Annotated in this window: 15 protein-coding genes; 13 read left to right on the top strand and 2 right to left on the bottom strand. The window is 40.7% G+C overall.

The genetic code is table 11. The features are described from left to right. Position 1: 1 nt before the first annotated feature. The 9 genes from PV403_RS17300 to PV403_RS17260 all read left to right on the top strand — a co-directional run bounded on the left by PV403_RS17300 (position 2) and on the right by PV403_RS17260 (position 7,060). Positions 2 to 775 carry an ABC transporter ATP-binding protein gene (locus tag PV403_RS17300; RefSeq protein WP_332085412.1) on the top strand — a complete coding sequence of 258 codons (774 nt, stop codon included), beginning with the start codon at positions 2 to 4 and terminating at the stop codon, positions 773 to 775. A 21-nt stretch (positions 776 to 796) separates the two neighbouring features. Next, positions 797 to 1,318, top strand: a complete 522-nt coding sequence (locus PV403_RS17295; RefSeq protein WP_332085411.1) for a HugZ family pyridoxamine 5'-phosphate oxidase — start codon at positions 797 to 799, stop codon at positions 1,316 to 1,318. A 53-nt stretch (positions 1,319 to 1,371) separates the two neighbouring features. Then, positions 1,372 to 1,833: a DinB family protein gene (locus tag PV403_RS17290; RefSeq protein WP_332085410.1), complete on the top strand. Its 462-nt coding sequence runs from the start codon at positions 1,372 to 1,374 to the stop codon at positions 1,831 to 1,833. A 310-nt stretch (positions 1,834 to 2,143) separates the two neighbouring features. Beyond that, positions 2,144 to 2,527 carry a hypothetical protein gene (locus PV403_RS17285; protein ID WP_332085409.1) on the top strand — a complete coding sequence of 128 codons (384 nt, stop codon included), beginning with the start codon at positions 2,144 to 2,146 and terminating at the stop codon, positions 2,525 to 2,527. Between the two features lie 104 nt (positions 2,528 to 2,631). After that, complete coding sequence (locus PV403_RS17280) at positions 2,632 to 2,895, top strand: B-box zinc finger protein (protein ID WP_213535956.1); 264 nt, start codon at positions 2,632 to 2,634, stop codon at positions 2,893 to 2,895. A gap of 61 nt (positions 2,896 to 2,956) precedes the next feature. Further along, the gene (locus PV403_RS17275) at positions 2,957 to 3,754 is read left to right on the top strand and encodes a prolipoprotein diacylglyceryl transferase (protein WP_332085408.1); all 798 of its coding nucleotides are present in this window, start codon (positions 2,957 to 2,959) and stop codon (positions 3,752 to 3,754) included. 27 nt (positions 3,755 to 3,781) lie between these two features. Then, the gene (locus PV403_RS17270) at positions 3,782 to 5,224 is read left to right on the top strand and encodes a radical SAM protein (protein WP_332085407.1); all 1,443 of its coding nucleotides are present in this window, start codon (positions 3,782 to 3,784) and stop codon (positions 5,222 to 5,224) included. Between the two features lie 146 nt (positions 5,225 to 5,370). Continuing rightward, positions 5,371 to 5,958, top strand: a complete 588-nt coding sequence (locus PV403_RS17265; RefSeq protein ID WP_332085406.1) for an RNA polymerase sigma factor — start codon at positions 5,371 to 5,373, stop codon at positions 5,956 to 5,958. Further along, entirely contained in the window at positions 5,939 to 7,060 is a 1,122-nt protein-coding gene (locus PV403_RS17260; RefSeq protein ID WP_332085404.1) for a DUF4179 domain-containing protein, read from the top strand. The genes PV403_RS17265 and PV403_RS17260 overlap by 20 nt, the downstream gene beginning before the upstream one ends. Before the next feature lie 113 nt (positions 7,061 to 7,173). Here the strand turns inward: PV403_RS17260 and PV403_RS17255 are convergent, their stop codons facing one another. Beyond that, entirely contained in the window at positions 7,174 to 8,106 is a 933-nt protein-coding gene (locus tag PV403_RS17255) for a HEAT repeat domain-containing protein (protein ID WP_332085403.1), read from the bottom strand. Between the two features lie 11 nt (positions 8,107 to 8,117). Next, positions 8,118 to 9,242 (bottom strand): ROK family transcriptional regulator, encoded by a 1,125-nt coding sequence (locus tag PV403_RS17250; protein ID WP_332085402.1) that lies wholly within the window; start codon positions 9,240 to 9,242, stop codon positions 8,118 to 8,120. A 249-nt stretch (positions 9,243 to 9,491) separates the two neighbouring features. Here PV403_RS17250 and PV403_RS17245 point away from each other — a divergent pair, with 249 nt between their 5' ends. The 4 genes from PV403_RS17245 (at position 9,492) to PV403_RS17230 (ending at position 14,469) form a co-directional block, all read left to right on the top strand. Continuing rightward, entirely contained in the window at positions 9,492 to 10,268 is a 777-nt protein-coding gene (locus PV403_RS17245) for an SDR family oxidoreductase (protein ID WP_332085401.1), read from the top strand. A gap of 47 nt (positions 10,269 to 10,315) precedes the next feature. Then, positions 10,316 to 11,845 (top strand): FGGY-family carbohydrate kinase, encoded by a 1,530-nt coding sequence (locus tag PV403_RS17240; RefSeq protein ID WP_332085400.1) that lies wholly within the window; start codon positions 10,316 to 10,318, stop codon positions 11,843 to 11,845. Positions 11,846 to 11,920: 75 nt separating this feature from the next. Further along, positions 11,921 to 13,249 carry an MFS transporter gene (locus tag PV403_RS17235; protein WP_213536236.1) on the top strand — a complete coding sequence of 443 codons (1,329 nt, stop codon included), beginning with the start codon at positions 11,921 to 11,923 and terminating at the stop codon, positions 13,247 to 13,249. Between the two features lie 179 nt (positions 13,250 to 13,428). Continuing rightward, positions 13,429 to 14,469 (top strand): WXG100 family type VII secretion target, encoded by a 1,041-nt coding sequence (locus PV403_RS17230; RefSeq protein WP_332085399.1) that lies wholly within the window; start codon positions 13,429 to 13,431, stop codon positions 14,467 to 14,469. The last annotated feature ends 109 nt before the right edge of the window (positions 14,470 to 14,578 follow it).

Genomic DNA, 14,578 nt, shown 5'->3' with positions numbered 1-14,578 from the left:
ATTGCTGCAAGTAGAATCGGTACATGTACATTACGGAGAACGGCCAATTGTTCAGAACCTGTCGCTTACCGTTCAAAAAGGAGAAGTTGTCTCCATCATCGGGCCGAATGGGTCAGGGAAATCAACACTGCTCAAAAGCATATCCGGCCTTATTCCTTACGCAAGCGGCGGAGTGACCATTGAGGGTAAGGAGCTCCAGAAAATGAATGTCCGAGAAGTGGCGAAGCAGCTATGTATGTTGTCTCAATCAAATGTAAGCCCTATGGATATGACCGTTGGAGATTTGGTCGGTTTTGGACGGATGCCGCATAAAAAGTGGTACGAACAACTCACTCAGGAGGATCGTGAGATCATTCACTGGGCACTTGAACAGACGAATATGACAAGGTATGAACACCGATTGGTTCATTCCTTATCGGGCGGGGAGTCAAGAAAAGCTTGGCTCGCCATGGCTCTCGCCCAGCGTCCCAAGCTGCTATTACTTGATGAACCGACCACCTATCTGGATATTGCGCATCAACTGGATGTTCTGGAGCTTGTGAAGACACTGAATAAGGAACTCGGGATCACAGTAGTAATGGTGCTGCATGATCTGAACCATGCGAGTTTATACAGCGACAAAGTATGTGTCATTCAGAACGGAGAGCGAAAAGCATATGGAACTCCAAAGGATGTACTAAACCAAGAATTAATCCGAAGTGTGTACGGCGTCGAGGTCGATGTAGAGTTAACGAAAGATAGAAAACCTAGAATACATGTACTTCATAAAATATAGGATGGAGCAGGTGGAATAAACATGATGAATATGAATCGGATCAATATGGAAGAAGTAAAAAATAAGTACTTGGAATTTACAGGTGAGCTGAGATCGCTCATGTTAAGTACGTTAGATGAGGAAGGAAATCCCTTCATTTCTTATGCTCCTTTTGTAGCGTATGACAATAAAATGTACATCTACATCAGCCGCATTGCAAATCACTATCATCATCTGGATAAACGTCCGCAAGTGGACGTTATGCTAATTGAAGATGAGGCAGCTTCGGGTAATCTATTTGCAAGACAGCGGGCTCGCTTCCCTTGTACAGCGAATAATGTGGGGAATGAGGGATATCCAGAAGTATTCGCTCTATTTGAAGAGAAGTTTCCAGCGAAACTTGTAACGATGCTGCGGGGACTCGATTTCTCCTTGTTCGAGCTTACTCCGCAGACAGGAAGATACGTGGCAGGCTTCGGTCTTGCTTTTGATCTAGATCTTGCCGCAGACCGGATTGAGCATGTAGCCCGCGATGGTCATGCCAGCAGTGCAGCAGCGAAATAAAGGAATAACCGGGTAATGTGACATCAGATAGAAACAAGGAGGAGAGAAAGAAAATGTCTACCTTTGCTACAATCATGCCAGTATGGAATGCAATTCAAAGCCGTTTTCTAAATACGGTAAAGCAGCTGACTAACGAAGAACTTGCACTTCAAATGAACGATACTTCGATCGGATATATGCTCAGTCATAATGCCGAGGTAGAGTATATGTTTGCAGCATGGTTTTTTAATAAGCCGATGCCGGAAGATCTTGTTATTCACACGCACCGAGGGGCTACACGCAGTAAAGAAACATTCACGAATTTAGAAGAGATTGTATCATTTTTAGAGGCGTCTCAAACTTGGCTTATTCAGGGAATGTCGGAGCTGCCTGAGGAAGAATGGAATGAAATTAAAAAATGTCCTATTGGCGACTCCACACCGCTCGAAGCCGTAGGACGTCTTATGTATCATACAGGCATTCATGCAGGACAAATCTCATATATAAAGAAGCAGCATGCAGCAAAGCAGGTATAAGAATAGAGAAGATTAGGAATTGAAGTAAGTAAGGTCTAGACAGATAAAAGTTTTGGTGAAGAGTGAGAGAGCCTATATCAGGCAGATCGGTAAAAAATAAAAGATAAATAGAATGAGCCCGGGAGAGCATCTCTCGGGTTCTTTTGTATATTCAAGCAGAATAATTATTTTACAGGTAAATTAATTTCATATCTCATTAAAATATGGAAACAAAGCTTTTATATATCCAGTATATGGATTATTATGGTACATAATCTGTTTGCAGTGGCTAGGTTCATAGCTTATAAGAAAGAAAATTAAGGGGGTGATCGTGATTGTTTTCAAGTTTCGGCCCTTCATGGTTGTGCTGGGCATCATTATTATTATCCTGCTCGCATTAGGATTACAAAAAATATACAACCATAACTTGGAGAAGAAAATGAATAATCAAGCGATTATTGATCAGGCAAAATTTACAGCGGTGGAGCATCTAAAAGAAAAATATGAACTCGATGTGGAAATAACGGGAGAACAAATAATGCCGACTTATGTAAGTTACAGAGTTAGTTTGGAGGGGAATGTAATCGGGAATAAGGATCAACACTTCAACATATCTGTCAATTACAAAACAAATGAGGTTTCGAATTTTGGAATGAGTCCTGAACTTGTTGAAGCGCTCAAGGCGAAAGGATACGACCCTTTTATTAAAAAATAAATGGTAGGCTTCTCATCTGAAAACGAAAGGTACACCACATTCTAGCGTAATACCAAAAATAAAGTTACAATAAATAACAAAACTTACCAAATAGAGGTGAAGTGATGACGGAATTTCTCTGTATGAACCATCCGGATAAGCAGGCTGTTGCTCAGTGTAGAAGGTGTGGTAAGCCGATCTGTGAGAACTGCTATGACTCAGCGACGGGATATTGTCGTGATCAGTGTATCAATAATGGAGCAGTTTCTTCTATTCATGAGCCTAAGAAAAATATTCTTTTGCAAGTCATTGTGGCGATCTTAGCGATCATTGGAGGACTAGCCGTACTCTTAATTACGATATGCGGTGCCTTTTTATTATCGTACTAAAGGTATTATGAAAATGATTCACTAATGTTAGTTATTACTATCTATGTCTAGGAGTGGACTGATGGATTTTCCTGTGTATCTTACTATTGGGTCCTTGCGGATTCACCCACATGTACTATTTGAGTCCCTTAGCTATTTTATCGGATTTAGGGTCTATCTATGGACACGAAGACCGAGCGGGATGTCTGCCCTGATGAGCCTGCAAATATTAGCGGGTACGATTCTGGGTGCAGCGATTGGTGCCAAGTTGCTGTTTTGGTTGGAGGACCCGGTCGCCACTTGGGAGCATCTTAGTCAAGGACAACTCTTATGGGGTGGAAAGACCATTGTCGGAGGGTTACTCGGAGGACTGATCGGGGTGGAACTTACAAAGCGCTGGGTAGGTTGGTCCCAATCGACGGGGGATGATTTTGTGTATCCGCTGATGCTTGGTCTTTGTATAGGAAGAATTGGATGTTTTCTTACCGGACTTACTGACCATACCTATGGTACGCCGACGACATGGATTACGGGTGTGGATTTTGGAGATGGGGTGACTCGTCATCCGGCACAGCTCTATGAAATTTTCTTTCTTATTATATTAGCTATAGTGCTCATCCCGCTTTATCGTCAGAGCCGTGTTAAAAGCGCTACATCTACTCAAGTAAAGTATGTATCTGGGCGGATGTTCCAGTGGTTTATGGCAGGTTATCTGCTGTTTCGTCTGGGTATTGAATGGATCAAACCTACGCCTCATCCTTACCTCGGACTGAACAATATTCAGCTTGCCTGCATCGCTGGTGTGCTTTATTATGCTTGGCTTATTTATGGCAAGAAGAAGGTAGATCATCAAATGACGAGTTCGAATATGCAAACCTAATCTGTATTTAACAGGAGGAGCGATTTCATGCCTAACCGTCCTTATCTCTATCATGAGCTGACCAACAGTATATGTACGACCTGTTATCGCAAAGTAGAAGCCAAGGTGATCGAAGAAGACGGCAAAATCTACATGGTCAAAAGATGCCTTATCCACGGACCGGAGAAAGTGCTGATCTCCACCGATGTGGAGTATTATCACCGGACTCGTCAGTTTATTAAGCCTTCAGAAATGCCGCTCGTGTGGAATACTCCGATCAAGTACGGATGCCCTTATGACTGCGGATTATGTCCAGATCATGAGCAGCATAGCTGCCTAACCTTACTGGAGATTACCGATCATTGTAACCTGCAGTGTCCGATCTGTTTTGCGGAATCTTCACCGCATCGTACCTCGTATCGATCACTTGCTCAGATTGAATTTATGTTAGACCGCATTATTGAAAATGAAGGCGAAGCAGACATCGTGCAAATCAGCGGCGGGGAGCCGACAACACATCCTGATTTTTTTGAAATTTTGGATATGTGTAAATCACGTCCCATCAAGCATATTATGGTGAACACGAATGGGATTCGCATTGCACAGGACCGGGAATTTGCCCGTAAGTTATCTGAATATGCTCCTGGATTTGAGGTCTATTTGCAGTTCGACAGTTTTGAAGCACATGTACTAAAAGAGCTGCGAGGGGCAGACCTAAGAAGAATCCGCCAGCAGGCCATTGACCATTTAAATGAATTTAACATCTCCACTACACTCGTCGTTACACTAAAAAAAGGACTTAATGACGGAGAGATCGGTGACATAATTCAGTATGGTCTTCAGCAGAAAGCCGTTCGCGGAGTCACCATTCAGCCTATTCAGGCGGCAGGCAGACTCGAAGGATATGACCCTATAGCAGATCGTCTGACGGTGAGTGAAGTGAGGCAGATGATTATTGACCAGTCGGAAGTATTTGAGGACGATGATATTTTACCGGTTCCATGTCACCCGGACTGCCTGGCAATGGGATATGCGCTGAAGCTTGGCGGACAAGTTATTCCGCTGACAGGAATGATCGATCCGGACATTTTACTCGAAGGGGACAGTAATACAATTATATATGAACAAGATCCGGTGATCAGAGATAAAATGTTTGAGCTGTTGTCGACCGGACACTCGCCGGAGTCTTCTGCTCTTTCGCTGAAAAGCTTACTCTGCTGCCTGCCGCTCGCAGCTGTTCCCGAAGAGATTACGTATGACAACGTGTTCCGGGTGATCATTATGCAGTTCCTCGATGCACACAATTTTGATGTGCGTTCTGTCAAAAAGTCCTGTGTTCACATTGTCCATCCTGATGGACGGATCATTCCTTTTGATACTTATAATTTGTTCTATCGGGACGATAAGGAAGAGCTGCTGAAAGAACGGAAAAATGAGATTGTAACCGCATGGGATCGAGATACCAAGGTCGTACCAGTGAGTGAGAATTAGATTTTAGGATAGAGAAGGGTCGGAGAGCAGAGATGCGATCCGGCTTTTATTTTTGTGTGAAGAATTTATCGGAATTATTTTATTGTAATGTCACATTTCGAAACTATGAATTGTTATATAGGCGTGGAAAGGAGGGAGAGGCACCTTTGAACTCTATACAGCGGAACAGTGCAGATGATCGTGAGCAATTACATTTAGATCATATGATCCAGAGGATACAGCAGGGAGAGACCGAGCCCTATAGAGTCATTGTCGAGAAGTATCAAAGGCAAATCTATGTATATTGTTATTACTTATTAAAGCAGACCGAAATGACACAGGATGCAGTCCAGGACATTTTTATTAAGGCGTATGAGAACATAGCAAGCTACACGAGACCCGGTTCTTTTTCAGCTTGGCTCTACAAAATTGCGTACAACCACTGTATGAATCTCAATAAAAAGAAATTTCGAGATGTAGAGCTGCTCCAATTCTTTAAGAATACTTACTCGACAGAAATGGCATACAAGAAGGATACCCAAAGCAGTGACAGATTAGAGATCCTAATGGATCATCTTTCTTTTGATGAAAAACATATTTTGCTGCTTCGCGCAGTGGAAGACTACTCCTATGATGAGATCGGACAAGTCATGAATATCAAGGCGGCTACGGCGAGGAAGAAATTTGAGCGTATACGTAAAAAACTGATCAAAAGAAATGGGGAAGGTGGGACGTATGAAGAATCATTTACATAAAAAAGAGGAACCCATGGATCAGGTCATCCGAATGATACGAGATAAAGAGGTTCCTATCGATCTTACGGATCAGGTGATGGTGGAGATTTATCAAAATAAAACGAAGTGTAGGGGGAGAAAGAAGATGTGGAAGAAAATGGTGGTTTCAACGGCTATAGCGGCATCAGCAGTCATGGTGATTGTAGGGAGTGGATTTGTGTCACCAACGATGGCCGATTCGTTGCAGCAAATTCCGGGGATGAAGAGTATCTTTGCATTTGTGGATGATCTTGGACTGAGGACAGCATCAGAAAAAAAATTAGCGGCTACCCCAAATGTTAGTGTGGTTCGAGGGGATACCACATTTACGGTCCCTGAAATCATCTATGACGGCACGAGGGTCTCACTGAGTTTAGAACGTACAACGCAAGGTAATTCGGATGAGTCAGGAGAGAAGCTGAACGAAGATCTAAGCGGCTATACGCTGCAGATCAACGGTAGAGATATACATGAGTTTGCACCTAAATATGGTGAGATACCTAGATTTTTTCATCCTGGCGCATCTGAGAATTCTGTGATTTTGGAATTTTCCGATTTACGAAATCAAGAAGGAACACCTTTTCCTGATTCGTTCATTCTTACATTAAACCTGGAAGTTAAACCATTTGAGGACCCTATCGTTATGCATATCCCCGTTGAGAAAACGAAACAGGATATCGTTGATATTTCTCCTAATGAGACCAAGACCCATGGAATCTATACAGTAACTTTAAAAAGAGTAGAACTAACACCGATAACGACGAATATCTCAACTCACTTCGTTCTGCCTGAAGGAATGAAATATGATCCGCTAACGACAGGTTTGGATTACGATGTGTATGATGATGAAGGTAATGAGCTGAGAATAGTTAGTGGAAATGGGAGAGGTCAGGCAAATAGCTCTGGAATGATTTCAGATCTTCGGCTAGAACCTTTTACTACGCTCCCGTCTAAGATCATCATCAAACCATATCAAAATATATATAGTGACACCGAAAAAGGGAAGGTTAAGTTTGACGAGGAAGGGAATGAGATGAAAACCTATTTTCCTGAACTAGAGTTTGAAGTGGATATTGAGAAATAGTTATTACGAAGATGGAAAATGTAAAATAGCAGTAAAAGAGCAATCTATAAAGATAGGTTGCTCTTTTACGTTGGTGTTTTCTTTTTTTATAAACAAGACGGTTTGGTTTTTAATTATGTGACGATCTTCTTAACCTTGTCTTTCTCTTCATCAAAAAGATAGTCCCACTTTTTCGATATAATCCATTCAAATAGTTCTTGAATGTGATTATATTTTTCTCTATATCGATTTAGAAATTCAAACGCAGGCACTAATTCATCGCTTTTTATTGATCGCATTCTTTTTAACATCGTTTTTACTCGTTGATAGACAGAGTCTATCGCAGTTTCATCTCCGTGATTCTGAATTGCTAACAAAGCAAAGGATTTAACAGCTGGAGAGCGATCTTTCAGTGCTTCAATAAAAACAGGCAGAAATGTGGAATCTCCCAGTTGATCTAGGGCACTAAGAGCAGAGCATCTCACTTCGCCTTTTGGATGTTTCAATAAAGGAAGAAGATAAGGGACCGAGCTGGTTGCCCTAAGATCACAGAGAGAACCGATTGCATAAAAAAGATCATATTCATCTTGTGATGTAGTAATAACTTGGATTAAAGCTTCTTCCGCGGCAGAACATTTACATTTACTTAAAGCTTGAAAGGCGGAATGACGCACTAACCAGCGAGGATCATCAATAAATTGAAGGATAGGCGTACAGTCAGGCACATCTTTTTGCTGAGCTATTTGAGAGAGAATGCACTCCAAAGTATATTTGCTTTTTTCTACTGCGAGCCGTTTTAAAAGAATGTCCACTACACGTGGATCGCTTGTATTTACTCCAAGGTGACCGAGCGCATAATAAATATCTTGTTTCTCGGATTCTTTTTTAGCTTTTAATAATAGGTTACTGAGAATAGGTATAAGCGCGATATTATCTAATTTCTCTGCTGCTCTAGTTGCATTCCAAGCAGGTGCACCTTCACTCGTGGAATATCCTTTCTCTTCTATATAAACGAGTCCATCTCCCGCCATATCGTTCAATAGGTTTAATAGTTGTTGTTCATTCATTGTTGAAACTCCTATATCTCATTTAAAAAGGATTGAATAAAAGTAATGGCAGCGCCATTAGAAACTCCATTTTCAGATGAACGGCTAATATAAATAAATGATTCATTGCTAGGAAAAGCGGTGCGCTCATAAACTTTCTCATGAAGAAGTTGAATATCATGTTCTGTTAAGTAAGGAGATATATGACCGCCCAGAATAAATTCTCTATTAATGACAAGATGAATATTGTTGATCGATAGTGCTAAATGATCTAAGAATACATTCCATCTTTCCATATAGGAAGGGATTCCAGAACGTAACTGTTGGAAGAAAAATTCTAACGATTCATCTTCTTTTAGCAGCGCACTAACAGAACATAGTGTTTCCATACATCCTGTTTTTCCGCAGTAGCAAAGAGAACCACGTGGATCGATTGTCATATGTTCTACCGTGCCGCTATGTCCTTCATTCCCCATATAGATTTGGCCATTGATAATGATGGCTCCCCCAAGATGCGTACCAATCGACAGATAGACAGCATCGTCAATATCTTTCCTGATCCACAGTTCCGTGGTTGCAGCACATTTGGCATCATGAAAAAAACGGCAAGGATAATCAAGGTGCTGTGAAAAAACAGAAATGTGGAGCCCCGTACAATTTAATATTTTTCCGTAGGTAATGTTTTGTCCATCCGCTGATGTTAATGCTTGTATTGCAAAACCAACACCCAAGACTTGTTCTTGTTCGATCATAAGAGAGGAGATGAAAACTTGTACAGCTTGACTTACTTGTTTGAAGTAACTCTCTTCATTTGCGTATGTAAGTGACAGGTTGGTTTTATGAAAAACAACACCAAGCAAATCTACTGCGGAAATACAAATTGTATTTCTTTGAATTTCAACCCCTATGCTGACACGAGCCTGCGGACATAATGCATATGCCGTTGCACGTCTTCCAACCGAGGATTCAAATTGCCCGCTCTTTTCAATCAGTTTTTCCTTTTCTAAGCGAACTAAATTTTGAGTTACCGTTGGCAGACTCAGATGAAGTTGATTTGCGATTTCTTGTTTTGAAAGCTTCTCATTTTGATAAATAAGATGATAAATCGATGAGTAATTACTTTTCTTTATATCCCTAAATGTAATGTTATGATCCATAACTAAACCCCATTATACAAACGACTTTTATAAAATTCCTTTAAATATAACATAGCTATCGAATAAATAACAATTGGAAGCAAATTGAAGTGACTAACGAATCATAAAATCCATGCAATGAGTGTGAAATAAGTCGCTGTTTTTTTATGGAAGGTTGACTTGTTTTATAAAGTGGGTATATTATGTAAATTGATTTTATTAATCTATTTAATAAAACGGTTTTACAAAATAGAAAGGGGAAATAGATTTATGGGAATTATTGAAAAAATGAGATTAGACGGAAAGAAGATCTTCGTTACAGGCGGTGCGAGAGGAATTGGTAAAAGTGTTGCAACCGCTTTCTGTGAGGCAGGGGCTGATGTGGCTATAGTGGATTTGGATCTTGAAGAAGCGCAGAAAACAGCTGCCGAACTCGAAAAAAACCATGGAATTCAAGCGATTGCTATTAAAGCGGACGTCACAAATCCAGAAGATGTGAATGCTATGATGGAAAAAGTGCTGGATGCCTTTGGACGGTTGGATGTTGCTTTCTGTAATGCAGGAATCTGCATGAATATACCTGCTGAGGAAATGACATATGAACAATGGAAAAAAGTAATTGATATTAATCTTACCGGGGTGTTTTTAACAGCTCAAGCAGCTGGAAAAGTGATGTTAAAGCAAGGCGGAGGTTCCATTATTAACACAGCTTCTATGTCAGCACATATCGTAAATGTCCCGCAGCCGCAGTGTTCTTATAATGCTTCTAAAGCAGGAGTCATCCAATTGACAAAATCTCTAGCGGTAGAGTGGGCGACTAGAAATGTGCGCGTGAATAGTATCAGTCCAGGCTACATAGGAACAGAACTTACGTTAAATTCCCCAAGCTTACAACCATTAATTGAACAATGGAATCAAATGGCTCCTCTTGGCAGAATGGGAAGACCGGAAGAACTACAATCCATTTGTGTTTACCTTGCAGGGGATACGAGCAGCTTTACTACGGGAGCAGACTTTGTAGTGGATGGCGCTTTTACTTGCATCTAATCTAATAGACTTAAATAAAGAAACAATTACATCAGGAGGCGACATCCTTGTTCTATTTACTCGGCACAGATATTGGAACATCCGGTACCAAAACCATTTTAATGGACACAGAAGGCAACTTAATTGCCCAAGATTTACAGGAATATGATGTGCTTACACCGAGACCTTTATGGGCTGAACAGTGGCCAGATGTATGGCTCGAAGCAGCGAAGGTTTCTATTAAAAACACAGTGAAGAAGGCAAATGTCCCAGCAGAAAAAATACGCGGAATCGCGATTAGCGGTCTGTATGGAGGTTCTGGAATTCCGTTAGATGAAAATATGGAGCCAGTTAGACCTTGTATGATCTGGATGGACCGCAGAGCGGAAGAAGAAACCCAATGGGTTCTAGACACGATTGGAGAAGAAAAACTATTAGGTATTACCCACAATGGAGCAGATCCTTATTATGGATTTACCAAAATACTATGGATGAAAAATAATGAACCCGAAAATTGGAAAAAAACGAAATTATTTTTGCCCCCAAATGATTACGTTATTTATAAATTGACCGGAAACATTGCGATTGATTATTCCTCAGCGGGGAATATTGGCGGTATTTTTGATATGAATAACAGAACATGGTCTAAAGAAATGATGGATGCCATGGGAATTCCTATGTCGATGATGCCGGAAAACATAGTAGAATCGACAGATATTATTGGAGGACTAACAAAGGAAGCTGCATCTGAATTAGGGCTCTCTGAAGGAATGCCCGTGATTGCAAGCGGTATTGACTGTGGTGCAGCGAATATTGGTCTTGGTGTATTTGAATCTGGTATTTACGCAGCCGCAATTGGAACTTCCATGTGCGCAGCGTTAATTTCGGACAAACCAATCAAGGGAAAGAATCTCATTGTCTGGCCCTATCTATATGATGCTCAAAGACTTTCTTATTATTTTGCCGGCGGTGCCACAGCAGGAGCAATTGTGAAATGGTTCCGTCAAACCATGTGCCAATTTGAAGTGGAAGCCGAGAAAAATGGCGGAGAAAATGCCTATGATGTATTGAATAAACAAGCAGCTACGATTCCAGTTGGCAGCGAGGGCCTTATTGTTCTTCCTTACTTCATGGGGGAAAGAAGCCCAATTTGGGACTCAGATGCAAAAGGAACGATGGTTGGACTTACGCTGGCACATACAAAGGCTCATATCTACCGTGCATTTCTGGAAGCGGTTGCGTTCTCATTACGTGATGCAATGGAAGCAACGGGGGAGAACTTAGGTGAATCTATTATAATCGCCGGCGGTGTAACGAAGTCAAAACTCTGGAGACAAATCTTTGCCGATGTGACGGGTTATTCCGTTGTCTGTCCGATTCATGATGTGGAAGCCAATATGGGGGATGTCATGCTTGCCGGAATTGGTACAGGACTTCTATCGTATGAAGACGTGAAAAAGTGGCAGGTACTGGATCAGAAGATTATGCCCGACCCGCAAAACCATGAAAAATATAATGAATATTACCGTGTATATAAATCGGTATATCAGAATTTAAAGCAAGACATGAAAACGTTATCAAGATTATCGAAAATATAGAGTAGTTCACATGGAACTTTTTTCATGAGATCAGGGAAAGCGACATCGATAGATTAGTAGGGACGGAGTGAAATTATGTCTAAGTGGAAAAAAAGGATTGGATACGGGATTGGCGATCTAGGATGTAATCTTGTGTTCAGCACAATGGGTTCGTATCTGCTCTTCTTTTATACTGACGTTTTTGGAATAACAGCAGCAGTTGCAGGTACGTTAATGTTATTAACGAAAATAATTGATGCTTTTGCTGATACCGGCATGGGCTTACTAGTAGACCGAACACATACCCGATGGGGTCAAGGAAGGCCTTATTTTATCATTGGTGCTATTCCTTTTGCTGTATTTACGATTATGACATTTATTGTGCCTGATTTCAGTATGACAGGAAAAATTATATGGGCCTATGTCACATATACCTTGCTGAACATTGCCTACTCGGTTGTTAATATACCATTAAATACAATCGTACCGAGATTAACTTCAGATAACCATGAACGTAACTGGTTAGTATCGACAAGAATGATCTGCGCATTACTTGGAACCGCTTTAGTCATGTCCATTACCATGCCAATGGTTGATTTCTTTGGACAAGGTGATGAACAAAGAGGTTACTTAATCACAATGAGCATCTATGGCATCATGGCGCTTATCATATTTGTGATTACTTTTATGAGTACCAAAGAGGTTGTTCCGCCAACCATCAATCCTGGAAAATCTTCCTTCAAAGAAGACTTTAAAGGATTAACCGGTCAAGCTGCCATATTTTTTATCGTGAATTTTCTCTACTTCGCTCTTTTTGTTATACGAAATACTACTGTAATTTATTATTTTACTTATAATTTGAATCGTCAAGATTGGCTTACTTTTGTTGGGCTATTCGGAATTTTATCGGGTCTGCCTATGCTCCTTATTTTACCTTGGCTTCAAAAGAAGATGTCAAAAAGAAATATACTGCTTTTAAGCACGATTATTTACATCGTAGGAGATTTGCTTATTTATTTCGGAAAATCCTCATCGTTTTTAGTCATAGCAGGGCTTGCGATAACAGGTCTTGGTATTTACGGGATTTTCGGAGTTACATTTGCTATCCAGCCCGATATTATTGATTATTCAGAGTATAAAAAGAATAAAAGTATATCTGGGATGATTGCTGCAATTCAAGGATTTTTTGTAAAAGTAAGTTTGGGGCTTGGGAGTTTCTTAATTGGGGTTGTTCTAAAAATGGGGGGCTATGTTCCCAACGCCACACAAAACACAACAGCACTCAGCTATATTGAAATCTGCTTTATTTGGGTGCCGCTAATCATTTGTCTGTTGATTGGAATTACAATGTGGTTCTATAAACTAGATGATCAGCGGGCAGCGATGGATGTAGAACTTGAAAGACGACGTGCACTTATTCAATAAAATGTTTATATAAAAAATATTACTAGCTTCCTTGAGTATAAATCAGGGAAGTTTTTTCCTTTTTATGAAGTACATAAGATAGAGATTGAATAGAAGTTAAAGGAATAATGGCCGATGTAATATTTTCCATTATTTGATAGAATCTATTCACCTTAACTAACAGTGAGAGTGAAATCCTTATGGTGAAAATAATGGTCTCACCTGATCAGCTGATGGAAGTTGTCAGACACTTCTTAAACCAGCGTCAGGAACTGGAACGGATGTGCAATCAATTAGACAAGCAAATTTACTTTATAAGTGAAGGCTGGTCAGGGGCGACAAAAGAAAGGTTTTTTCATGAGTATTTATCGGCCAGGCAATCCATGGGTGTGACGATGGAGAAAATTTCGTCGATTGCCCAGCAGCTGAACTTTATAGCCAGGAGTTTTGCTGAGGCGGATGGTGAAGGAGGATCGGCGATCGTTATGCCTAGCTTACCTCCAAAAGTGGAGGCAAAGCTAGAAAGTCGTGTTGATTATACTGCCTCTGCGCTTAAGGGAGTAGGAGCTACGATCGAAGGGCTCTTTGACGATGCGGTTGGTACAGTAAAGAGTTTTTGGGAGAGTCCCTTCGGAACAGTATATGATATAGGATATGCATTTACAGTTGGGAGAGCAGTCGATGCATTATTAGGTGCACGCTTTGCATGGGATTATGCATGGGGGACGGGGACTGCACGATCAGATGCTGAACAATTGTTAGAGCAAATAAAGCGAACAGAGGAAGAAGAGGGAAGAGGGTATTATACTGGCTATATAGTAAGTCAAGCAGCTTCTTATTTAACGCTAGGGAAGCTTCTGAAGAGTAAGAATAATGTTCAAGATGGTCCGGATGGGAAGGATAAGACTGAGGGGACGGGAATTGGTGATAAGGATAATTACTTCATAGGAACGTTAAAAGGAGAGAAGATTCATTTAAAAGGTGTAAAGGTAGAAGAAATTATTTACACTAAGAGACTTCCAGAAGAAACAGCTAAATTTAGAAAGGAATTTAATAGCTCTGTTAGGAAGAATTTTCTTAAGGAATTTGCTAACGATCCTGTAAGAGTTGAATATCTTAAAAAGGCCGGTTTAGGTGAAGATGATATTTCTAGAATGAAGGATGGACTTAACCCAAAAGGGTGGCAAGTACATCATAATTTACCTTTAGATGATGGTGGTACATGGATCGTCTACACTTAGTTGGACAGAAAAATTAAGGGCTAGTAGAATGAAGAGAATACGATTAGGAGCGGATCTACTATGCCAAAGCAAAGACGCACATTCACAGCAGATTTCAAAAGACAAATGG

Source organism: Paenibacillus sp. GYB006 (genome assembly GCF_036577645.1).
Lineage (GTDB): Bacteria > Bacillota > Bacilli > Paenibacillales > Paenibacillaceae > Paenibacillus.
This window is presented reverse-complemented; position numbering and strand designations above follow the sequence as displayed.